Below are 22,257 nucleotides of genomic sequence, written 5' to 3'. Positions count from 1 at the left end.
GAGAACCAGTATGAAAATGTCACATTTAGCAACGATGTCCATAGAGAATCCTTCCAGAACGATTCTGATGGCCGATGACGACCCAGACGATTGTTTACTCACTCAGGATGCCTGGGAAGAATATGGATGTCCTCATGCCCTAAAGTTTGTTCGAGATGGCGAAGAACTTCTCGACTATCTCCATCGTCGTGGAAAGTTTTCTGATACTGAAGATTTTCCCCTTCCAGGTATGATTTTGCTTGACTTGAACATGCCGAGAAAAAATGGCCATCAGGCCTTAAAGGAAATCCGGGATCATGAAATCTTTCGCCATATTCCAGTAGTAGTCATGACCACCTCGATTGATGAAGAAGATACCTGTCGAACCTATGCCTTGGGAGCCAATGCCTGCATGACTAAACCACGTTCGGCCCAAGAATTTCATACCATCGTGGGTGCCCTAAGCCAATATTGGACCAACATGGTAGAACTTCCCTATGGCAGCGATAAACCTGCCTGGGACTCTTTGTCTCACTAGTAAGGAGCCACAGATTGATCCATTCAGACACCTCTCTAGCCAGCACTAGGGAAGAAGAAGCAGTCCCCTCCCCGCTTGCCGCCTTTCCACCGGATTCCACCAAAAGTGGTCCCGTGTCAATTGCTCAGGGGAACCACCAAAGCCGAATCATTCTGATGGTAGATGATGACTCAGATGATTGCTTACTCGCCCAGGAGGCTTGGGAAGAAATTCAATCCGGGAATGAACTGAGGTTTATCCATGATGGCCAAGCTGTCTTAAATTATCTGTACCATTATGGAGAATTTGCTCACGCTCAATCCGCCCCTCGTCCGGGCATTATTTTATTGGACCTCAATATGCCGAAAAAAAATGGGCATGAAGTCCTTGGGATTCTGAAAAAGGATCAAGACCTCTACACCATCCCCATTGTCGTGTTCACTACCACGAGGAACAGTGAAGAAATTTTTCGCGCCTACCAAGAAGGCGCAAATGCGTTCATGACCAAACCCACGTCATTCGAGGGATATCGAGACACCCTGTTGGCGTTGGATTATTACTGGTTACACCTCGTCCAACTTCCCCAGCCATAAATCATACAACCCTTCCAAAAAATTTCTTTACCCAATAAGTCTTCAAAATCGTATTGTTCAAACCTCTGGTTGTTACTTGTTTTGCTCTATTGTTCAGCCCCATTCTTTATCTTTATGGGCAAAACCCTGTGAAACCTTCATAAATACGAAGGAATATCGCCCATTCGCAAAGCAGAGAGGACTTAAGTACGCAAATGATACACCGATTACTAGAGTAGAGAAACACAAGAGGAAGTGGACAAAGATCGATAGACGGTCATACGCAACTCATGCCAGGCCACAGTATTCACCTGGCTCATTGTTGTCCCTGGCCATCCCCACACCTGGAGCCCCGCATTGATGATGACGAATACCTCACTCATAACACAATCTCCCCTTGAAATATTACTGGTTGAAGATGATGAAGATGATTATCACATCATCAAAAACATACTTTCTCAAGTAGAGGAAACGACATTTCACCTTGATTGGGTTTCGGACTATGACGAGGCAACACACCGCATTCAAACACATGGGTACGCGATATTTCTTTTCGATTACCGCTTGGGCAACCACACGGGCCTTGACCTCGTAAAATATGTTCGAACCATACAATGTTCTACCCCTTGCATTTTGTTAACGGGGCAAGATGATCATCATGTCGATGTCCGTGCGGGGGAAAGTGGAGCCGAAGATTACCTGGTCAAAGGAGAGCTGCTGGCCTCAGGATTAGAACGATCGATTCGTTATGCCCTAGAACGCCACAAAGCTGAAAAAGAACGTGAAGATCTCATGGATCAGCTTTTAGAAACCTCCCGTCAATTAGGAAGGGCAGAGGTTGCGGTCAATGTCTTGCACAATGTGGGAAATGTTCTCAATAGCATCAACGTTTCTGCCACTCAAATCACCACCCTGCTGAAAAATTCCTATACCAATGACATTGGAAGAATTGCCTCCATGATCCGAGCCCATCAACAGGATTTAGGACACTTTTTCACACAAGACACTAAAGGTCAGCTGATCCCCTCGTATTTAAGCGAATTAGATAAACAAGTGGCCAAACAGCATCAAACGATGCTGGAAGAGATCCAAGCCCTGACAAAAAATCTCGACCATCTCAAACACATTGTTCAAGCCCAACAGGCAAACACGGTTGGGACAAACCAAAAAGAACCCGTCATTCTTTCAGAATTGATGGAGCAGGCACTGACCATCAATTTTGGCACACTTCCACAACACCAGGTATCCATTGTACGAGATTTTGCCGATGCCCCCCCCATCATGTCTGACAAACATCAGATTCTCCAAATATTGGTGAATCTCATTCGGAATGCGAAACATTCCATGATGGCAAAACCAGGAATTTCCCATTGCCTGAGTCTCACAATCGACGGAACGCGCACACCCAATCGAGTCCTTCTCATCGTTCAAGATACGGGGGTGGGCATCAAACCTCAGCTGCTTACCAAGATTTTCACCCAAGGATTTTCTACTAAACAGGAAGGGCAGGGATTAGGACTTCATAGCAGCGCCTTGGCGGCCCAATCCCTCCAAGGATCACTTCAGGCTTTTAGCGTCGGGGAAGGACAAGGGGCACGATTTACTCTCGACCTTCCCTATACACCCGTGGAGGCACTCATTTCATGACCTTGAACTCAGACAATCGCCGGCTATTGGTCATTGACGATAACCCAGCCATATTCGAGGATATTCGAAAAATCCTTCAAATCCCCACCCCTCAGAAGGATTTTCAAAGCATTCGAAGTGAGTTGTTTGGAGAATCGGTCCCCATTCCACTCACCATGGCATTTCATATTGCCTATGCAGACCAAGGCCAACAGGGATTGGCGATGGTCCAGGAAGCCCTTCAAAACGGCACCCCCTACGCCATGGCGTTTGTCGATATGCGGATGCCCCCAGGATGGGATGGAGCAGAAACCATAGAGCATATTTGGCAAGTGGATCCTGACATTCAAATGGTGATCTGTACCGCCTACTCCGATCATGATTGGGAACACTTGCTAAAGCGACTGACTCAACACGACAAGCTGCTTATTCTGCGCAAACCATTCGATCCCATTGAAATACGCCAGCTTGCCGTCTCCCTCACAGAGCGGTGGAATCATCACGTCCAAACCAAGCAACAACTTAATGATATAGCCGCGCTCCAAGAAGAGCGAGCATGGGAAATTCAACAGACAATCCAAGAGCTGGAGCAAGAAGCTAATCGTCGTGACAATCCCGCGAATCTTCACTGAGGTATGGAAAAACTTCCTTCAAGCATGTTGAGCTAAGGACACGAGGACATCGATGAACCACACTTTGACTATTCAGGCGATTGATGATGATAGCGACGATCTGTGTTGGCTAGAAGAGTTGTTGTGGGAAATTCCAAATATCCACGTCAATTTTCAAGGTTTCCGACAATTGGATGCAGGCCTGGCTGCACTCAAGGACAATCCAGGAGATGTGCTCTTTCTCGATTTCCGTTTAGGCGCAAAAACCGGTGTGGAAGCATTCAAAGACATTCAAGAGATTGGTTACTTAAACCCCGTCATCTTGTTAACGGGACATGGAGATGAGCGCATTGCCGTACAGGCCTTGAAAGAGGGCATGGCTGATTACTTAACAAAAGCCACTTTAACCGCACCGACATTGCAACGAACGATTTTCAATGCCTTAGAAAAACATCGGCTTCGTCAGCAAAATATCGAACAAAAGCTACGGATGGAAGCGGCCGACCGCGAACTCTTACGCCGAATCCGAAGCGAAAAAGAAGTGCTGGAAGAAACCCTGATTGGTTCACTCGAAGCCATGACGCATGTGCTTTCGATCATGAATCCCGAGGTCTTTAATCGCTCGATCCGCATTACCCGATATGCCACAGCCATTGCCAAGCAATTAAATCTGTCCGTGACCTGGAAATTGGAAGTTGCCGCGTTGCTTTCGCAAATCGGCTTTATTACTTTTCCTCCAGAACTGTTGCACAACCTCGCACGCGGAAGAGGATTAAGTCACCAAGAAACCCTCCTCTACCATCAATATCCCTCAATTGGCGCTGAAATGATTCGGAAAATTCCCCGAATGGAGAAGGTCGCGGACATTATTGAATATCAGGAAGATACGTTGGATGAGACGACCGATTCGATCGAGTCCAAGATCGTACCTTTTGAATCGCGTATTCTGAAAGTGGCCATAGATTTAGATGGGCTGGAATCCACCGGACATACCAAGCAGCAAGCGCTGGACACCCTTCGTCAACATGCAAAAAAATATGATCCAGCCGTGCTTAATGCCCTTCGCGCACTTTCAAGCAAAACTCTGCCCTTCAAAACTAAAGAAGTTGCCATGGCAGACCTGAATCCCTCTATGATCTTGGCTGAGGATATTCGTGCCAAATCAGGGGCTATTGTCCTTCCCAAAGGTCAACCGGTCACCTTTACCATGTTGACCCGCTTACACAATTTTTCGCTTTTTCAACCCATCAGGGAACCCATTCAAGTACTCCTCCCCGTGACCACGTTGCACGAGGAATTGGAGTTGGCCACGGGTACCGACTGATCCGTTTAAAGAATTCCGAGTCGGACATCATAATTCTTCCCAATCGCAAAAGCCAAAAACGATGTAAATTATCAAAGGTCTATGACCGATACAGTACCCAAAGACTTCGTTGGAAACTACGGCTCAAAGCCAGGCCCAGACTGTGAAGTGATATCGATACCTGATCATTGGCGAACAATGAGTGGTCTTATTTATGTTTAATGTCGAACCTTCCGATTATTGCAACATCGCGCCCTACGAGAAACCGCGCCTCACGGTAGTCATCGATACTGAGGAAGAATTTGATTGGTCTCGGGACTTTGCACGAGAAAATACCTCGGTGCAGGCCATGCAATGGGTTGGACGCGCCCAATCCGTGTTTGATGACTATGGGATCACTCCGGTGTATGTCATCGATTATCCGGTGGCCTCTCAACCGAACGGCTACGAACCGCTCGTTGAAATCCACAAGGACGGGCGGTGCATTATTGGCACACATTTACACCCTTGGGTCAATCCGCCTTTCGAAGAAGTGGTCAATCGAAAAAATTCATTTGCCGGAAACCTTCCCATGACCTTAGAAAAGACCAAGTTACTGGTGTTGACAGAATGCATCGAAGCGCATTTTGGTCGCCGACCAACAATATATAAAGCCGGACGCTATGGGGTTGGACCCCATACCACGACCATCTTGGAAGAACTCGGGTATGAAATTGATCTCAGCGTCTGTCCCCACATGGACTATTCCTCAGAAGAAGGGCCAGATTATTCGGCCAACACATCCTGGCCTTTTTGGTTTGGGAAAGAAAAGCAACTCCTCGAACTTCCCCTTACCGTCGGGTTCACCGGATTGCTCAGACATTTGGGGCCAGTTCTGCATCCCTTGGCCTCTAATGATTTTTTTACCTCTCTCCGCGTACCCGGCATTTTGGGACGACTCAAGTTATTGAATAAAAGCTGGCTTTCTCCCGAAGGATACCCGACGATTGAACACCAACAACTCACTCGGACCCTCTATAATGCCGGTCTGCGAGTGTTTTCCATGGCCTTTCATAGCCCATCGGTAGAACCCGGCCATACGCCATACGTCCAAACCAAAGCCGATCTTGAAGATTTTCTTGGACGGCTTCGCCGATTTTTCGATTTCTTTTTTGGAGAGATGCAGGGAGTCGCAAGCACTCCACTGATATTGAAACAAGAACTACGCAAAACCTAGTGGAGGCGCAATGATTGTCTTAGGCATTTCACCCTTGGATAAAGACTCGACGGTTACCTTGATGAAGGATGGGAAGGTCCTGTTCGCAGCCGGGGAGGAACGGTTCACGCGCAACAAGCTGCAAAGCGGGTTTCCAGCCGAAGCCTTACAAGCCGGCCTCCGCTATACCGGAATTTCGATCGACGACATTGATGTCGTCGCCTATCCATTTTTCGATTGGAAAAAAGAAACGCAACTATTTACCAAAAACCTTAAAGACGAAACCGCCTTCCTGGAAGAAGCTCCAGTCGATGGCATTCAGCGACAAGTCGACAAAGCCCTGGCCAATATCCCCAAAAATCGTCCTGTAGTTCCGGGGCTCCCTGATCCCAATGAAAAGATGGAAAAATCCCTGGTCCATCGCATGCTGTATAAACTCGTGGGGCCGGAGGGTGTATTGTCCAGAAATATTGCCAAACGGTCTTCGCGCGCCTGGAAACGGGAAGCCATGACCTATCACAAGGAATGGCAAGAAGACCTGGAAGAGAATCTTGAAGGACTGGGATTAAAAGAAAAACTTCGGCGATACGATCATCACTTGTCCCATTCAGCCGGAGCCTTTTTTGCCAGTGGGTTTCAAAAGGCGCTGATTGTCACGCTCGATGGATATGGTTCAGGATTGGCCGGCTCGGTCTGTATTGGAGAAGGCACCAAAATCCGCCGCATCCATGGAATCGAGTATCCCAATTCTTTGGGCACATTTTACGAAAGTGTGACGTCTTCGCTGGGATTTAAACCTTCACGTCATGAAGGCAAAATCGTTGGATTGGCAGCCTATGGCGATCCCAAAATTCTCGTAGATCTAGTCTTGAGCCGGTTCCATCAAGAGCCTGGCAATTTCCGAATCATCGAAAGCAACAATATATATTTTTCCCGCTACCTCTCTAGCCTCTTTCCAAAGATTGATATAGCAGCGGCATACCAACACGTGCTCGAAGTCGTGGCCACCGCCTACATCCATCATTATGTGGAACAAACCGGAATCGATACCGTGGTTTTGGCAGGCGGTGTGATCGCGAATGTGAAACTCAATCAACGGATTTTCGAAATTCCTGGAGTCAATCATCTTTGGGTCTACCCCAACATGGGAGATGGCGGATGCGGGACTGGCGCAGCCTTCCTCTCCTGTCGTCAAGACCTCAAGAAACGCGAGCCCTATCAAAACGTATATTTTGGCCCGGATTACTCTGACGAAGAAATCAAAATGGAATTGCAAACCGCCGGCTTGGAATATCAACATCTGGAACCCATTGAACCGACCATCGCCAAACTCATCCATGAAGGAAAAGTCGTGGCACGGTTTAATGGAAGAATGGAATACGGTCCTCGCGCCTTAGGCAACAGATCGATCTTGTATCGCGCCTCAGAGCCTGAAGTAAACCAATGGTTAAATCAACGTCTCGGACGCACGGAATTCATGCCATTCGCCCCCGTCACGCTGTATGAAGAACGAAATAAGTGTTACTACGGGATGGAGGGTGCTGAACACACGTCACAGTTCATGACTGTGACATTTAATTGCACGGACTTTATGAAGGAAACATGCCCTGCTGCCGTCCACATTGACGGGACAGCCCGCCCACAACTGGTACGAGAAGAAGGCAATCCAAGTTACTATCGCATACTCAAAGAGTATCATAAGCTCAGCGGTGTACCCTCGGTGATCAATACCAGCTTCAACATGCACGAGGAACCGATTGTCAATTCCCCCCATGACGGTATCCGAGCATTTCTCCAAGGAAACCTGGATTATTTGGCCATTGGCAATTTCTTAGTCGAACATCCAACTCATAAAAATTCAAAATAACGTGGGGTAAAAACGCCCAAACCCTCACATCTGTAGGACGTGCATGTGGCCGGTACTTGGTCCCACGCACGTCCAGGAAGAACCACCCTCGGAATACCTCCCTATAGCCCGAGCCTTACCCAATCCTTATTTCAAATTCACCCGGTTCAGATGTTATCGTGTATTGAGCACTTGCCTATCTTGGGCCTGTTCAAACTGACCACGACATCTTCTTAGGATTGCATTTGGGAGGCTTCATGCCACGCTCACAACGAGTTCTTCTTGGCATTGTATTCGTTTGTTTTCAGGCCTTATCTTGTTCTTCCGAACTCTGGGCACAGAGTACGGAGTTCGCCCCTCTGACCACCAATACTCAAGCTGCCCGTGACCACCTTAATCTTGGAATCGATTTCTATCTTACCCAACAACTGGAACCAGCAGTTCAGCAATTTCGGGAAGCGCAACACCTATGGCCAGAGTATAGCCATGCTCATTGGAACTTGGGAGTTGGATTGGCCAAGCTGGGAGACCTAGATGGAGCCATAACCGCCTGGGCACAAGCCGAACGATTAGAGCCATCAACATTCCCCACCCAATACAACCTCTCGGCCTTAGTCACCTACAATTATGGGGTCGCCCTTCTTCAGCGGGGACAACTCTCGCGGGCCATTATTGAATGGGAACAAGCTCTGCGAATTCAGCCTGACCTAGCAGAGGTACATTATGCACTTGGGCAAGCTTACCTTACCCAGGGCAATACTATTCTTTCTCAGCGATACTTTGAACAGGCCGTCTTTTGGGCTCCTGATTGGGCTGAGGCCCACAACCAGCTCGGAATGGCTTATTTTCAAAATGGAGACTATCTCAACGCTCGAACATCCATTGAGCATTCCCTGACACTAAGCCCTCAATACGCCAGAGCATATTCCAACCTTGGCCTCATAGAACTCGCGGAGGACGACATTGGAGCAGCCGAAGAGGCTTTCACCACGGCCATCGGCTTCGAAGCGCCATTGCCCCAAGCCCATTTCAACCTCGGGCTCCTGTATGCAAAGAAACAAGACTGGGACAGAGCTATTGATCACATGAAGGCGACGCTTGCGCTCAAACCTCATTTCGCGAAGGCCCATGCATTATTGGGAACAGCCTTGAGTGCCACAACCAACTGGCCACGGGCCATTAAGGAATGGCAGACCGCTCTCGCCCTAAATCCTTCCGCGTCATATGCCTATAACCTGGAGTACAACATAGGCCTGGCCTACCGCATGACCAATGCGAACACCAAAGCCATCATGGCTTTTCAACGCGCGCTCCAACTGCATCCCGAATCAGCCCAGGCTCACTTCCAACTAGGAGTAGCATACGAACTTGAGGGAAATTGGATAAAGGCTAGCGACCACTATCTTGTTGCGATTCGGCAGGAGCCGACATGGGCCTTACCATATTTCAAATTGGGTCAAACCCGATACAACCAAGGTTATCTCGATGCCGCGATTGAATCGTATCAACGAGTCATTACGCTTAATCCCGATTATGCAGATGCGCAGTATCAACTCGGCGTGACACTCCGAGCCGCGAATCGACCCGAAGATAGCTTGGTGCACATCCGCTTGGCGGCAGAACAAGGACTGGGAGAGGCCCAAGAAATGTTGGGCACCATGTATGCCAATGGCAGTGGAACGAAACGAGACTTGGTTCAGGCCATGAGATGGTGGTTCAAAGCCGCACATAGTTCATCTTATGAAGAGGGGTCGGACCAGGCACAAGCACAACTATCCAGACTGCGACGGTGGGTCTTTTCCCACCAGGGACACCCGGATTACATCCAGCAAATTTCAGATGGATTTCAAGCCATTCGACTCGACATTCAGCAACAGTTCGGAATCAATTTTTCGGTATCACCTGGCACCAGCGTGGGAGTCACACTCGCCCGTTCAGGGCAGAAGGAGGCTGCAATTCCCATTCTGATTCAAGAAGCCTTTGCCTTACATCCAGAGGCACATAAGTTGTTAGAAGACCTGGCGAAACAACACATTATCCAGCAACCGCACTCGCCAATTTTTGAGTATTTATCACAGACCGCTAGAGAAGGTTCCCCACAATCCTGCCAATTCCTCAAAACCCTTTCTGTCGCCTACAGCCTTGTACCGGTAGGATTGAATCAAAAAAGCGCCGAAACATGCCCTTCATGACCTATCTTCCAAAACAACCGTTACCACTCGCCGCCTTGGTTGCATTAGGCACCACCTTCCTTCTGTCAGGGTTTGGAATGATATTTCCGGAAGCAACCCAACGAATCTCTGGGTGGCAGGTTGAGCACATAACCAATGCTAAACTTCATCCCATCATCACAATTGTCAATATAGACTCTTCACCTTTGGGACGATGTGGGACCACTGGCTGGAACCGTACGGTTCTGGCTCAAACCATCACCGGGTTGAGCCAAGCCGAGGCCAAAGTTATTGCGCCCATGCTTCCTCTCGACGGTCCAAGTGCTTCAACCTGCGGCGGGGCTTCTGCCGATGCCACACTCATCGAAGCCACCACGTTATCCGGAAGAGTCGTTTATGCCAATTCGGCCTTTCCCTCTTTACTGAATCAGGCTAGAGGCGTCGGGCGTCTTGACCAGACCACTTGGCAAGAGACCAACATTCCCCCGTTTGGGTTGGCCATTGCCAAAGCGTACGATCCTAACTTTGTCGATAGTTTCCCGTCCCATTCCGCTTCCTGGGTAGACCCCCCAGTATCCACAATTCCTTTTGAGGCCTTATGGAATCTGATTCAATCCCAACAATGGACTGCGCTCCACAGCCAGGTTCAAGGCAAGATTGTCGTTCTTGTGCCAACAATGGATGAAGTCCACCGCATGCAGATAGCCATGCTCAACGCCGCATTGACCGGCTCATGGCTCCACCCCATTGGCCCACTAGCCGACATCTTGCTAATGTTCGTGATTTCGTTAAGCGCCACCTGGATATTTTGGAAGTTTCCACATTGGAAAGGACTTATCGCATTGCTGGGAGTGGCCACCCTCAGTATCGCCGTTGCTGTGTTTCTTCAAAATCAATTTGGATTGATCCTACCGCTAATGAGCCCCCTTCTCGCGATAGCTATTTCCACAGCATTAATATGGCTCGTTCAAGCCAACACCTGGAACGTTCAAACATCGGCTCAATTGAAAACGTTAGAAAACAATCTTTCCAAGATTCGTCAAGACTTAACCCTAAAAGAAACGAAAGTACACTCACTCACGGAAGCACTAAGCCAGGCCAGACTGGCCGAGCAGGAATCGACCGAACGTCTCACCCAACTCGCCCAAGCGCAGGCAGAAGTGGAGGCCACCAAATACCGCATTCAAGAAATGGAGGCGGAACTCACCACGCTTCGGCAACAAAACACGGGAACGATCGAATCCTCCCCATTACCTCGCAATCTGGAAGCACTTTCCTTGGAAGCCAAAGCCTTTGGCATTATCACCAAAGACCCCACGCTGCTCAAAGTATTTTCCGACCTTAAGAAAGCATCCAAAAGTCACAATCCCATTCTGCTTCTTGGAGAAACGGGAACCGGGAAAGAGGTGTTTGCTAAGGCTGCCCATCAATTCAGCGATCGGGCACGTCGGCCTTTTATTCCCGTCAACATGGCGGCAATCAGCTCAGAACTGTTCGAAAGCCAACTCTTTGGTCACGTGAAAGGGGCATTCACCGGCGCTGTCGGTGGCAAGGGATATGTTGAAGCTGCTGAAAGTGGCACATTGTTTCTGGATGAAATAGGCGAATTAAGTCTAGATCTTCAAGCCAAACTTTTGCGCCTACTGGAGAACCATACCTTTAACCGAGTAGGCGAGGCTCAGACTCGACATGCCAATGTCCGAATTCTTGCCGCTACAAATCGAGACTTAAAACATGAAGTTGAGCAAGGCCGCTTTAGGGAAGATCTGTACTACCGGCTTCGGAGTATCGTGTTGGTATTACCTTCATTACGAGAACGCGTACCCGAGGACCTCCAACTCCTAGCCCAGCATCTTCTTGAACAATATTCCCAACACGAAAAGCGAGAGAATTTTCACCTCACTCCCGAAGCCTTACAAACCATCATGTCCTATTCCTGGCCTGGGAATATTCGAGAGTTAAAGCAAACCCTCTCACAGGCCGTGTCCCTGGCGGAAAACACCATGCTTACCAAGACGGATCTTCGATTGGATGCCCAGACCACCCCCCCAAGTCACACTGTGCGTATCCATTCCTCCTCCCCCAAAAACGGGAAATCGAAAAAGGCTTTGATCAAAGACGATGCCTCCATTCTCGACGCCTTACGACAACACCGCTTTGATATGGGCGCCACGGCTCAAGACCTCAAATGTGATCGCAGTACGATCATGCAACGATTGAAAGGCTTAGGGTACGAAGTGTTGGTCAAACACCAAGGGGACTTTGCATTGGCGGCCAAGGACTTGGCCCATGATGAATCATTGGAAGATCTCGTCGAGCACAAACTTCGAGAGTATGAAGCCAACTTGCTTCCCCGTCGCAAACATTATCAAAATGTAGAGGAAGCCATTTCCGACTGCCGCCGCCGATTCAAAAACCTACCTGATCGCTATTTCCCAGCAGTAGAAACACTGGTTCGTCAACACTTTCCTTCTTCCTCCTAGAGTCAATACCTCTTATCTTTTGTCGCTGCACGATCCCATCCTGACCCCTTAGACAAACAAAGGGCAGAAGAACGCGGCATGAGATGCCGCAGCTACAGGAAGCCAAAAGGAATTAACCTTCCATCCCTTCATTGCGGGGATGAACAATCCCCCATAATCCCCGCATGGGTCCAGCACCGACCTTGTCCCCGCATCAGCCATAAGTAATTGTATTTCCATAATTTTCGATATGCCCAATTCTGGTACGGGCGTTGCTTTAAGAGTTAACGAGCTGGCGGCGTCCCGCCATCTGAAAACCAGAAAGGAGGACCATGAGTTATCCGTCGCCAGCTCACCAATTTCTTAAACTTTAATCATATGGAGGTCGCAATGCTAAACCGTACCGATGCTGTACTCGCAGGATTTACCACTATCGCTGTTTTAACTATTTGTTTTCTCACCTATCAGATTCTTAAGGAACCCGAGTCGAAGACGACCATCGTCCAATCAACCCAATCTCGGACAACACCAGTAGTGTTATCGGACGCGCAAAAACGGGCACGGTCTCAACAGATCAGAGAGCATGCCAAAAATTTCGCCCCGCCTACCTCCAATTTTGCAAACCTACCGAACGATGCACAACCCGCCAAGCCAATGCTCATTGGCAACACAACGACTCCGCCCGCCATAAATCAGGAGCTATCCGCCGGTGAGGTTAAAGACCCGGAGCAGGTTCCGAAGTTAGGCCCTATCTACTTTGACTTTAATAAAGGAGAGTTGCCGGAAAAGGCACAAACCCAACTAGCTAAACATGCTAAGCAGTTAAAATCCGGCAAATGGGATGTGCTAATCCAAGGCCATACCGATGATCGAGGTTCCACAGGATTCAACTTGAAAGTGGGGAAACAACGGGCTGAGGCTGTGAAGGACTACCTTGTCACTCTAGAGGTCCCAAAGACTCGTATGCATGCCGTGAGTTTGGGGAAATTTGCCTTGGAATGCCTGGAAGACACCGACCCATGCGCCAGGACCAACCGACGTGTCACATTTACCCTTGTGAAAAGCGCTCCCAATATCTGGCAGGAAACCCCGAGCAAAGAAAATGAGAAGGGCCAGGGGAAAAACGCGGTGCAGATTCAGCCCATGGCAGAGAACCATGAACAGGAGGAAGAAAGTCAGTCGTAATAGAATCGGCTGCGTGAGGGCTGGGGTAAGGAAGTTCAGATTCCAGCCCTGCCTCTCACGTGGCATTCTTAAAAGAACCGATCACGATGAAAGAAACGGTCAAGTATGTTGGCTTTGCGGAAATCCTGATTCCGCGTATCGATGGTATGACGCTTACCCCGTCGGGTCTCAATTTCAATCCTGCCATCATTCCCCACTTCAACCACTTTCCAATATTTGTCGATCCGGTAGGAGTACGTATCGCCATGGGTGGCGGGATCGATATCTTTGGCCCGAAGGCTGGGACGGGTCGAGGCCTTAAACTTTTTGACGATAACGAAATCACCAACTTGTAATTTCACGAAACATCCCTCTCCAATCACGCCTTCCATGTGAACACTTCATCTTCCGATACTCTCTACCTAATACCCACATCATTGTGCCATATTTTTTCCCTATTTCAACTGGGTCAACCCTCAAACGCAATCCCACAAATAACTGAGCTCACCTTCAATTTTGCCAATTACCCGTCAATTCAACGGAAAGGAAATAACAATCCCTCCCATCACATCCCCCAACTGATAATCATGTTTGGAACTGAGAATGTGCCCATTGTGACAATTGACACAGGCTGGTGAGACCGCCTTGTCGGCATAGATGGCTTTGAAAAAATTTCTATCCCCACGCTGAATGACACCAGTGTACGGTTGGCTGGGATCTTTGGCTACGGCTTCCAAGCCCACTTTTTCAAAATCTGTCGTGGGTCCATTCTTCTCATAAATGGGGTAAAGGCTGGCTAATCGAAATTGAAGCCCCGTGCCTTCTTGCTTCACCTGTAAACCAGAGAGCATGAGCATTTGGGCAGGTAAGGGCAGCGCCTTTTGCTGCTTCCAATATTCTTGAGCAGTCACCACCTTGTGTCCCTCTAACCGCTCCACAATATGGGTGGTGTACAACGTCCGATCCGCCTGGATCACCGAATGAATAAAATCAGCCACGACCTTCGGCGAAAGATGAAAGGTGTCTTGGGAATTCTCACCGAACGCCGGAGAGAGAGGCATGACTAGAAGGCTACACATTCCCCAAACCAGAGCGCCCATACATAGGTTCGATTTGAACATGGCCAAACCTCCTTCCTTACAGGGTCAACACTCGGACCTTTCTTTCATCATCCTCCTTTTTGCCAGATAAACTCAATAGACCAGGACGAAAAGGGCCGAAAACTCTCACCGCCTGAGCTCACCCATTCCAAAGGAGTGTTATGAAGTCGCTTTTTGGATGAGCGCTCGACTCGCCCGTTTCGCAATCTCCGCGGCTTTGGGATTTTGCGACACTTGCGCCGTCACAATCGCGCCTTCAAATAAGAGGGCCAGTTCTTCTGCCAGCCGTAAAGGATCCTTGGCTCCAGCCTTTGCGCATAACTCTCGAATATACCCCTTTACCAAGCTTTTAAATTCACTGCACACTTGGCGAATGGCGGAATCTCGTTCGGAATACTCACCGACCGCATTGATGAACATGCAGCCGTAAAAATTGTTTTGCTGAAACCACTCCTCAGCCACATCAAACACCGCGAGCAAGCGACCTCGGGGAGTATTCGCTGACTCTTCGACTTTTTGTATGAAATCGTTGCGAAAGACACCATCATAGTGACGAAGGGCAGCGAGAACCAAGTCCTCCTTGGAACGAAAGTGGGCATAGAGTGTGCGCTTCGTCACCCCGGATTTCTCGGCAATGGCATCGACGCCGGTCGCATGAAACCCGTGCTCGGCAAATAGCTTCACAGCCGTCTGAACCAGCTGATCTCGCTTAGAAAGTTTGAATTGTTTCGTTCCCACAAGGAAAGACCACAAGGTTTCTCATGTCATGTCAGCCGAGTCAGTCAAAAAAAATCTGTAACGTTCGCGCGCCCATCATGACTGTACGCTTATATACCGATCTGTATACCGAAAAGCAATACGTTTCTCAGAGGCGTAAATAAAACAGATCTAAATAAGGGTTAAGTGTATGAGATTTATTCATCTACAACAACGCAAGGAGTCGTCATGAAAAAGTTCAACGTAATAACAGCAGCGGTAGTGGCCGTTGTGACAACCTGGGCAGGCTGGATCATGGCCAATGAAGAACAACCCTTTCTGCCGAATGTTGATCCAAAAACCGGGGCGATCAGCGTCCCTGAAGACTATACCCTGTGGCCCACACTCGGCACCTGGACGCATACCAAAATCGACGACGGAGCTGCCACCATTCACGAATATCATGTGGTGTACACGCAGCCGGAAACCATCGAATATTACCAGAAAAAACGACGATTTCCCGACGGAGCGGTGATCGTGAAAGAATTACTCCATGCAGAAACCATGTCCATGACCACCGGACCGGCTGTTGGCCATGCCACGACCATCAAAGGCTTCTTTGTGCTGGTGCGAGATACAAAAGGCCGGTTCAAAAGTTCGCCGTTGTGGGGCGATGGCTGGGGATGGTCGTTTTACAATGCGGATGATCGCGTCAAAACGGTTTCTACGGATTACAAAGTGGATTGCATCCCATGTCATACCCCGGCCAAAGACTTAGCGCCACGAAATGCCCAAAAAGACGACAAGTGGATCTACACATTGGGGTATCCCGTGCTCCAGAAAAAATAACAGGAGAATAACTGAAAGAAGAAATGTAGAAACTGAAGAATTATGACAAGGGGGAAATATTATATTTCAGATTGAGTTTATGGAGCGTCTCGAGGTTTTTTGATGTGGGGGTCCAAAGTCCTTGTCGAATGAGTTCTCGCGTGACGAGGAGATTCCAACGGGCCACTTGGAATGAAACTTCGGAGGTTTCGGCATTGTGCTCGCCTTCAAATGTACCGTCTTCCTCAGTGTTGAGGACACGCTTGATCCAATTAGGCAGGTCACTTGACGCAAAATTTTTTAATTTTTCCACGTTGTATTTTTGCGTACTCTCCATGCACTCTCCTTGCGTCATTGATGAACATTCCTTAATTGGCAACCACGTCCTAACTTAATTATACAGTGCAAGCTTGTTGCCAAAGGTATTTAGAGAGAGCCAAACAGTAAAAGTTCAGGAATATTAGGACGTTGTGGCAATTAAAGAAATTTCGGTGAAGGGAGATATCCTAAAACTGCCTTGAAATTTCGTGGGGCCATGAAATGTGGCAGTTAAGATTGATGGAGGCGTGAAAAAATGGCCTGCCTCTTTGGTCTTCGCAACATGTCTTTTCTTGTTTCAACTTCCTTCGAATACTCCAGGAAAAAATCGAGCGAAGGGTGAGTTCCTATACCCATAGATCTTACAAAAGGAATAAACATATTCTGCTACATATAAAATATGAGGATTGTGAGCTAGCTCACACTTTCCTACCATTCAATTCCCAAATCGGATTAAGAGAAGGTAGGGGGCAAGTGCCTTGTATTGACATAAAGGCATGGTTCCCATAGAAAAGGACGCTTCAGGAAAACCGAGGACAGCCCCTCCCCCATCATCAGTCCAATTTTGGTCAGGAAGACCATACTTTGGTTAGGAAGACCATGTTCTTGATGCGAATGCCAGCCCGAATCCTTCCTGCTTTATTCTTAACGATTACTGTTTTAGTAATACATTCTCCTGCCTTTGCTCAAATCCAATCGGAGATTACCGAATCGGATAATCCACGGCTTTGGGGAGGCAATATTCCCGAAGGTCTAATTAAAAAAGATCCTTCGGAAGAAGTCATGAATAATGATTTTCGGAATGCCCTGCGTGCCGGCAAATCTCCCGATGTCGATACGAAGATGAAAATCGTGAATATGCTGATTCAGGTCAAGCATAACCAAATGACCCCGGAGCAGTTTTATCAGGAAGTCAGCAAACTCCCCACCGAGCCTGGAAAGGAATTACGTCACACCCTAATGGAGGTAAAAAAGGATGTCGGAAACTATTTAGGAAGAACAGGATTAGATTGGGTATTCGGAACCATTTTTGACTCCGGTGGAACATTTGTTGAAGCCAAAATACTCACGCATCGCTACAACGTGGTGATGACGACAAGAGACGAAGCGCTGAGGATCTATCAGCAACGGCATGGAAATCCTAAATTTACATTTTATTACGGCGAGGTTGGCGGTTGGCCAAATGAATCGTTTGAGCAGTTAAAATTCGCAGGAGATATTGATTTTAACTTTTTGTCAGGTGATCTCGATGCCGCGTATGCCGTCAAATTGATTTTTGATGAGTTAATTAAAGCCCGCTACAACGGCAAAACCCCGGAAGAACTCGACATTCCGTGTACGGTCTTAGGGAAGGCCACCGCTGAAGTATATCCTCATTTTTCAGGCCAATCGTTCGCTGAGAAAGTGACCAAGCACTTAAAAGAAATCGTCTTTAGTGAAGATGGCAAAGCCCCGTTTGTGTCAGACGAGAAAACAGCCTTTGAAAAGGCACGTAGAAAAATGCTCATGGAAGTCGAAATGAGCGACATTAATAACAAATTAGAGGACGTGAGAAAAATGAACTGGCCCGATGAACCGGGGGTCAGTTTGGAAATGATTCGCCACTTTGAGCACGATATCGCCGGCAAGAATGTGTATACGGACCTGGAATCGTTTGTCAAAGCAGGTAAATACGGAGATCGAAGCTTTAAGGCGATGGGAGATGAAGCCAAAAAAGGGAGCAGCGAAAAAAGCGCGTTACGACAACTTTCAAGAAAATTAACCCAATATAAAGCCAACCCAAAGATGCAAGTTTTCTTTATTGAGTGGTATTACAACACGATTGGCCAGCCAATACCTTTTGAAGTTCATCTGGACATTAATCAAGATGGAAAGGAAAAGGCGACGATTGAGGCGAATGAAGCGTTGATTAAAGGTTTTTGGGAAAGCGTACGCCAAGCGTTGTGGGAGAACGCCACTGGCAAAATAGAAAGTGTCCTCACGGAATTAACACAGCGCGTGAATAACCTTGGTGAAAATGATGCTGAAGAGGCAAAAGCCATTCATGAAGAGATGCGCAAGTACCATGAGATGATCGAAGTCGAAAACCTCTTGCTTCATGACCATCAAGCGGGCGTCCATGAACATATGGACCCGAGATTTCCGGAGTATGTGAAACAGTATCGCGATTTGGTGAAAACGTTTAAACAAAAAGTCGCCAAGAACAATCTCGTCAAATACCTTGATCCGGAAATGTCGAAGGCATATCAGTGGGTTGAAGAGATGTTGAAAACCGGAAAAGATTTGAATGTCAAAATGGCGTGGGGCGCCATCATGATGACAGCCAGTAAAACCAACGATGTGCTGGATTTCTTTGATGATGCGCTTCTCCATAAACTTCGCCATGGTGAAGGAGACAGCTACATCAAGTTTCTGCGGCGAGGCCAGGGCGAATATTGGAAAGAACGAGCCAATATGTATTTGAATGCCATCGGTCAAGAAGGACGGTTTGATGTTCAATTCGACTATGCGGAAAGTGCCTACAATAAGAAGCTTGGTGATATTTCGAACTGGCTCAATAACCATTTTGAAGGAAAACTCACGAGGCGTGGATTGCAGTTTATTCGAGGAGCGGGAGGCGCAGGCGCAACCGCCATCCAAGGCATCAACAACACATTTAATGAATCGGTATCCGGATCGAAAGTGGGCCAAGGGATGATGACCGGCATGATGGTGTACAACCTGAAGGATGAATTGCCGGTGTATTGGGGCAAGATCTTGAAAGAGGATTATGAAGGCTTGGCCGCGGAATTTTTCAAACGCCGTGTGCCGTTCGGTGGCGCGGTCGAACGGTATGTCATGGGGGATTACTACGGTGTTGGGTGGGAAATGACCAGTACGCTAGTCCCACCGGCAGCGATTGTGTCGGCTGCCGTCGGCGTGGGCCAGTCAGTGGCCATGACCGGTATCGAAGCCCATATTGGCGAGGAATTGGAAACCTTTATAGACAATTTATACGACGGGGCGGAATTTAAGATCGGGTCCATTGAAAAAGTCGGCGAGGATATCAAGGTGACGAATTGGACGTTGTTGTCCGTCAGCTATCAGGGAAAAACATTCAAGTATGATGAGCTGATAACTATGGAACTCGCCGATGCCCGTGAAATGGGCGGCTGCCTGAAACTCCCAACCAAAGAACGTCCGTCATGCTTTCCGATGGAGAAGATGTCCAACGGGGTCTTTGAATGGTGGCACAACCGTGATGCATTTGAAGACGCGTTCAAGAAAACCGATCCCTGGATTCAATTGATTGTGGAAATGAAAACACATCCGAATGTTGGACCGAAATTGGAAGAGCATTTTCGCTACCAGCTCTATACGCGGCTTGAACAAATTAAGGTCAAGTTTTTGCAGGAATTAAGATCGAAGCTTGAAGATCGCAAGGCCGGTGAACAAGCACTCATCAGCGGGCAATTCCTGAAGATGTACGAAGAACTGTTCAACATCGCCGAGGACCTGGACATCAGCGTCCAGCTACAAGAAACCATTGATGAGAAATTCGGCGGGGGCGTGGTGCAGTTTGTGACATGGATGAAGGATTATCTACGCGGGGTTATCCGTGAGGTCAAGGGTGATGTCGATGTCTGGGATGTGTATGAAGAACTGTCGGCGTTTGTCGCAAAAAGTCTGAAAACGTATAAAGGCGTGCGGGAAGCACGCGCCAAAGCCGAGGCGTTCCTTGGTGCCCGGACCGAAGATCAAGGGTTACGCATGCTCACGGGTCCGTATTTTCTTGATGGAAAAAGTTCGTACGATCAAAAAGCATCAATAAAATGGGAGAAATATCCTAAAGAAGCACAACAGACGTTGATGCAGAAAATGCAAGCCATCAAAAAAGAATCGGACATTGATCCTGCCCAGCTGGACACAACCGCAGGTTCGTATGATGCAGGCATTCTGGAGCAGTTAACGTTTCATGAAACGTTTTCCGAGCTATGGATTCATGTGAACAGCCGCTTTTTAGTCGCAAAGGTCCCGTCGTATTTAGGAGCCAACGGAGCCAAACAAACCAAACCGAATCCCGAAGGCAGCAGCGATGATTCGGATCTCGCGGTGAAGCGTTTTAAACTTCACCAACAACGTGTGGAAGACATCCTCGAGGAATACCGCAAGCATTATGAGAATGAGAAAAAGGAAGAGGATAAAAAAGGCGGCGATGAGGAACCAGGCGGAGGTCAAGGCGAAGAGGGATTAGCGCAAAATGGCAGTCGAGACAAGGACGACGACCAAGAATCCGAAGGCCTAACCGCCGGCCTGCTGGCGCAGATGAAGGCCCTCGTCGAGCAAATGACTGCATTACGTGCGCAAATGACAGCCTCCATGGAGGAGTTCAAAACACAAACACAGGCAATCGAACGGGACATCACAATGTTTGATGAAATGTATGCGCATATTTCACAAGCGTTGAAACGATTGATCGAGGCCTCCAAGAAGCCTGCCTCAGGAAGTCCGGAGGACATCCTCAACCGTTTACGAAAGGACGGGGAAGACCTCGCGCGGGTACGCGATCAAATTGAACAGCACACCTTAAGCATCTGCGAGGCGTATGAAACCATCAAAGCGAATCCGCCTCTCGATGAAGCCGACCGCATTCTGCAAACAGCCACCACGAGAAACCGTCGCGTCAGCGGGTTGCATCGAACAGCGTCGAGCATTGTGAACCGTATGCGAAACACCAAATCGCAGGCCAACAAAATGGGAGTCAGTTCATCCAATGCCGATGAAATGTATCGATTGATGAATGAAGGCGAGCGATTGTTGAACAAGAAAGAGAAGATTCAACAGATGATAAGAGATGCCGGACAAGTCGTTCAATTGATTCAGGCCGCCCCGTCGCAAGCATCCGGGATCGTCAGTCAGGGGGCATCCATTGCAAAACAGGCTGACGCGCGCCAAGGCAGTGAAGGTCAACAACGTGATCTGGCAGCGATTCAAGAAATCAAAGGGATGCAAAACACGCTGACAAACGAAGCCGGCCATATTGAAAAGGAACCCAAAGAAATCGAAGCGATTGGGATGAATGTATTCTTCAAGATGGGTTCGGTAAAATCGAGTGCTGAGTCGTTGAGGAAACTGCTGGAAGAAGCGCGCGCGGTGGCTGAAAAGGAAGAGGCATCAGGCCGTGACTGGGCCTCTGAAATCGATGCCCAGCATGACGCGGGCATGCTGTTTTGGGATCCGATTGCGCAAGCCCAGACGAACGCCGGGATTTGTATGAGCGGGGTCGTCAACCAGCACAAGGTGGTAACTTCGCCGTCAGGGCAAGTGGCCGCAATGGATTGTTCCAATTTCGGCAATGCCGAAGCGTATTGGGATTCGCGAAACCGTGTGGCCCGCTGCCGGTGTAAAACCGGATACCGCCCGTCGTCATCAGGGAACCGGTGCATGAGAGAGGCTCCCAAGAGTCCGGCCTACGATCCGTATGATGATCCAGCCTATGATCCGCCTCCTGATCGAGGTGGGCGTCAGAATGAACCGTCCTTCATGGAGGAAATGTTGGAGCGAGCCGATCAACTTAGGCAAGAAAATGATCGTCGACGTCAAGAACAGCGCCAACAGCGTCGGCAACGACAGCGTGGACCTGGCTATGATGGGATCTTTAAAGATGAGGGTCCTACTGGAAGAAGCGGTAGCTCAGGAGGCTTAAGAAATCCTGGTGGCGGGTTTGGCAGTGGAGGAGATATTCCCACAGCCGGAAGTTGTCAGCAGTTGCCACCACCGCCGTCACATATGCGCAATCCAACGTGCCAATGTTCAGAAAACAACGCGCTGTTTGGCACCACGACCTACACATCATGTTATTGGGTGGATAAATAATGATGAGTGAAGC

At 48.5% G+C, this 22,257-nt stretch carries 17 protein-coding genes; 12 read left to right on the top strand and 5 right to left on the bottom strand.

Annotation, left to right across the window (positions count from 1 at the left end):
* Positions 1 to 10 precede the first annotated feature (10 nt).
* On the top strand, positions 11 to 517 hold the full coding sequence (locus tag PPG34_RS14865) for a response regulator (RefSeq protein ID WP_313834202.1): 507 nt from the start codon (positions 11 to 13) through the stop codon (positions 515 to 517).
* Between the two features lie 14 nt (positions 518 to 531).
* Positions 532 to 1,089 carry a response regulator gene (locus PPG34_RS14860; RefSeq protein ID WP_313834201.1) on the top strand — a complete coding sequence of 186 codons (558 nt, stop codon included), beginning with the start codon at positions 532 to 534 and terminating at the stop codon, positions 1,087 to 1,089.
* 209 nt (positions 1,090 to 1,298) lie between these two features.
* Here the strand turns inward: PPG34_RS14860 and PPG34_RS14855 are convergent, their stop codons facing one another.
* The gene (locus tag PPG34_RS14855; RefSeq protein WP_313834200.1) at positions 1,299 to 1,451 is read right to left on the bottom strand and encodes a hypothetical protein; all 153 of its coding nucleotides are present in this window, start codon (positions 1,449 to 1,451) and stop codon (positions 1,299 to 1,301) included.
* Here PPG34_RS14855 and PPG34_RS14850 point away from each other — a divergent pair.
* From PPG34_RS14850 to PPG34_RS14815, 8 genes are all read left to right on the top strand, one after another.
* Positions 1,429 to 2,715, top strand: coding sequence for a hybrid sensor histidine kinase/response regulator (locus tag PPG34_RS14850; protein ID WP_313834199.1), 1,287 nt, complete (start codon positions 1,429 to 1,431; stop codon positions 2,713 to 2,715). The genes PPG34_RS14855 and PPG34_RS14850 overlap by 23 nt on opposite strands.
* Positions 2,712 to 3,326 carry a response regulator transcription factor gene (locus PPG34_RS14845; RefSeq protein WP_313834198.1) on the top strand — a complete coding sequence of 205 codons (615 nt, stop codon included), beginning with the start codon at positions 2,712 to 2,714 and terminating at the stop codon, positions 3,324 to 3,326. Before PPG34_RS14850 ends, PPG34_RS14845 begins: the two co-directional genes overlap by 4 nt.
* Positions 3,327 to 3,378: 52 nt before the next feature.
* A complete protein-coding gene (locus PPG34_RS14840) occupies positions 3,379 to 4,629 on the top strand; it encodes an HD-GYP domain-containing protein (RefSeq protein ID WP_313834197.1) in 1,251 nt (416 codons plus the stop codon).
* 193 nt (positions 4,630 to 4,822) lie between these two features.
* Positions 4,823 to 5,824: a polysaccharide deacetylase family protein gene (locus tag PPG34_RS14835; RefSeq protein WP_313834196.1), complete on the top strand. Its 1,002-nt coding sequence runs from the start codon at positions 4,823 to 4,825 to the stop codon at positions 5,822 to 5,824.
* Positions 5,825 to 5,834: 10 nt separating this feature from the next.
* Positions 5,835 to 7,670 carry a carbamoyltransferase family protein gene (locus PPG34_RS14830; protein ID WP_313834195.1) on the top strand — a complete coding sequence of 612 codons (1,836 nt, stop codon included), beginning with the start codon at positions 5,835 to 5,837 and terminating at the stop codon, positions 7,668 to 7,670.
* Positions 7,671 to 7,906: 236 nt separating this feature from the next.
* Entirely contained in the window at positions 7,907 to 9,841 is a 1,935-nt protein-coding gene (locus tag PPG34_RS14825) for a tetratricopeptide repeat protein (protein ID WP_313834194.1), read from the top strand.
* Positions 9,838 to 12,303, top strand: a complete 2,466-nt coding sequence (locus tag PPG34_RS14820; RefSeq protein WP_313834193.1) for a sigma 54-interacting transcriptional regulator — start codon at positions 9,838 to 9,840, stop codon at positions 12,301 to 12,303. The genes PPG34_RS14825 and PPG34_RS14820 overlap by 4 nt, the downstream gene beginning before the upstream one ends.
* 369 nt (positions 12,304 to 12,672) lie before the next feature.
* The gene (locus tag PPG34_RS14815) at positions 12,673 to 13,467 is read left to right on the top strand and encodes an OmpA family protein (RefSeq protein WP_313834192.1); all 795 of its coding nucleotides are present in this window, start codon (positions 12,673 to 12,675) and stop codon (positions 13,465 to 13,467) included.
* A gap of 68 nt (positions 13,468 to 13,535) precedes the next feature.
* Here the strand turns inward: PPG34_RS14815 and PPG34_RS14810 are convergent, their stop codons facing one another.
* The 3 genes from PPG34_RS14810 to PPG34_RS14800 form a co-directional block, all read right to left on the bottom strand.
* Positions 13,536 to 13,808 carry a hypothetical protein gene (locus PPG34_RS14810; RefSeq protein WP_313834191.1) on the bottom strand — a complete coding sequence of 91 codons (273 nt, stop codon included), beginning with the start codon at positions 13,806 to 13,808 and terminating at the stop codon, positions 13,536 to 13,538.
* A 168-nt stretch (positions 13,809 to 13,976) separates the two neighbouring features.
* Positions 13,977 to 14,567 carry a Tll0287-like domain-containing protein gene (locus PPG34_RS14805; protein WP_313834190.1) on the bottom strand — a complete coding sequence of 197 codons (591 nt, stop codon included), beginning with the start codon at positions 14,565 to 14,567 and terminating at the stop codon, positions 13,977 to 13,979.
* A gap of 138 nt (positions 14,568 to 14,705) precedes the next feature.
* Positions 14,706 to 15,284 carry a TetR/AcrR family transcriptional regulator gene (locus tag PPG34_RS14800; protein ID WP_313834189.1) on the bottom strand — a complete coding sequence of 193 codons (579 nt, stop codon included), beginning with the start codon at positions 15,282 to 15,284 and terminating at the stop codon, positions 14,706 to 14,708.
* Positions 15,285 to 15,491: 207 nt separating this feature from the next.
* Here PPG34_RS14800 and PPG34_RS14795 point away from each other — a divergent pair, with 207 nt between their 5' ends.
* Positions 15,492 to 16,091: a cytochrome P460 family protein gene (locus tag PPG34_RS14795; RefSeq protein WP_313834188.1), complete on the top strand. Its 600-nt coding sequence runs from the start codon at positions 15,492 to 15,494 to the stop codon at positions 16,089 to 16,091.
* Positions 16,092 to 16,131: 40 nt separating this feature from the next.
* On the opposite strand, the gene PPG34_RS14790 is transcribed toward PPG34_RS14795, so the two are convergent.
* The gene (locus PPG34_RS14790; protein ID WP_313834187.1) at positions 16,132 to 16,407 is read right to left on the bottom strand and encodes a hypothetical protein; all 276 of its coding nucleotides are present in this window, start codon (positions 16,405 to 16,407) and stop codon (positions 16,132 to 16,134) included.
* Positions 16,408 to 16,997: 590 nt separating this feature from the next.
* On the opposite strand from PPG34_RS14790, the gene PPG34_RS14785 reads away from it, so the two are divergent.
* A complete protein-coding gene (locus PPG34_RS14785) occupies positions 16,998 to 22,244 on the top strand; it encodes a hypothetical protein (protein ID WP_313834186.1) in 5,247 nt (1,748 codons plus the stop codon).
* Positions 22,245 to 22,257 lie beyond the last annotated feature (13 nt).

It is taken from the genome of Candidatus Nitronereus thalassa, assembly GCF_032191465.1.
In the GTDB taxonomy this organism is placed as follows: Bacteria; Nitrospirota; Nitrospiria; order Nitrospirales; family UBA8639; genus Nitronereus; species Nitronereus thalassa.
This window is presented reverse-complemented; position numbering and strand designations above follow the sequence as displayed.

What these genes read in the sequence shown, in the direction of transcription:
- PPG34_RS14865 (WP_313834202.1), top strand. Translation starts at nt 11, where the DNA reads ATGAAAATGTCACATTTAGCAACGATGTCCATAGAGAATCCTTCCAGA.
- PPG34_RS14850 (WP_313834199.1), top strand. Translation starts at nt 1,429, where the DNA reads ATGATGACGAATACCTCACTCATAACACAATCTCCCCTTGAAATATTA.
- PPG34_RS14840 (WP_313834197.1), top strand. Translation starts at nt 3,379, where the DNA reads ATGAACCACACTTTGACTATTCAGGCGATTGATGATGATAGCGACGAT.
- PPG34_RS14845 (WP_313834198.1), top strand. Translation starts at nt 2,712, where the DNA reads ATGACCTTGAACTCAGACAATCGCCGGCTATTGGTCATTGACGATAAC.
- PPG34_RS14835 (WP_313834196.1), top strand. Translation starts at nt 4,823, where the DNA reads ATGTTTAATGTCGAACCTTCCGATTATTGCAACATCGCGCCCTACGAG.
- PPG34_RS14825 (WP_313834194.1), top strand. Translation starts at nt 7,907, where the DNA reads ATGCCACGCTCACAACGAGTTCTTCTTGGCATTGTATTCGTTTGTTTT.
- PPG34_RS14820 (WP_313834193.1), top strand. Translation starts at nt 9,838, where the DNA reads ATGACCTATCTTCCAAAACAACCGTTACCACTCGCCGCCTTGGTTGCA.
- PPG34_RS14785 (WP_313834186.1), top strand. Translation starts at nt 16,998, where the DNA reads ATGCGAATGCCAGCCCGAATCCTTCCTGCTTTATTCTTAACGATTACT.
- PPG34_RS14795 (WP_313834188.1), top strand. Translation starts at nt 15,492, where the DNA reads ATGAAAAAGTTCAACGTAATAACAGCAGCGGTAGTGGCCGTTGTGACA.
- PPG34_RS14790 (WP_313834187.1), bottom strand. Translation starts at nt 16,407, where the DNA reads ATGGAGAGTACGCAAAAATACAACGTGGAAAAATTAAAAAATTTTGCG.
- PPG34_RS14815 (WP_313834192.1), top strand. Translation starts at nt 12,673, where the DNA reads ATGCTAAACCGTACCGATGCTGTACTCGCAGGATTTACCACTATCGCT.
- PPG34_RS14855 (WP_313834200.1), bottom strand. Translation starts at nt 1,451, where the DNA reads ATGAGTGAGGTATTCGTCATCATCAATGCGGGGCTCCAGGTGTGGGGA.
- PPG34_RS14830 (WP_313834195.1), top strand. Translation starts at nt 5,835, where the DNA reads ATGATTGTCTTAGGCATTTCACCCTTGGATAAAGACTCGACGGTTACC.
- PPG34_RS14805 (WP_313834190.1), bottom strand. Translation starts at nt 14,567, where the DNA reads ATGTTCAAATCGAACCTATGTATGGGCGCTCTGGTTTGGGGAATGTGT.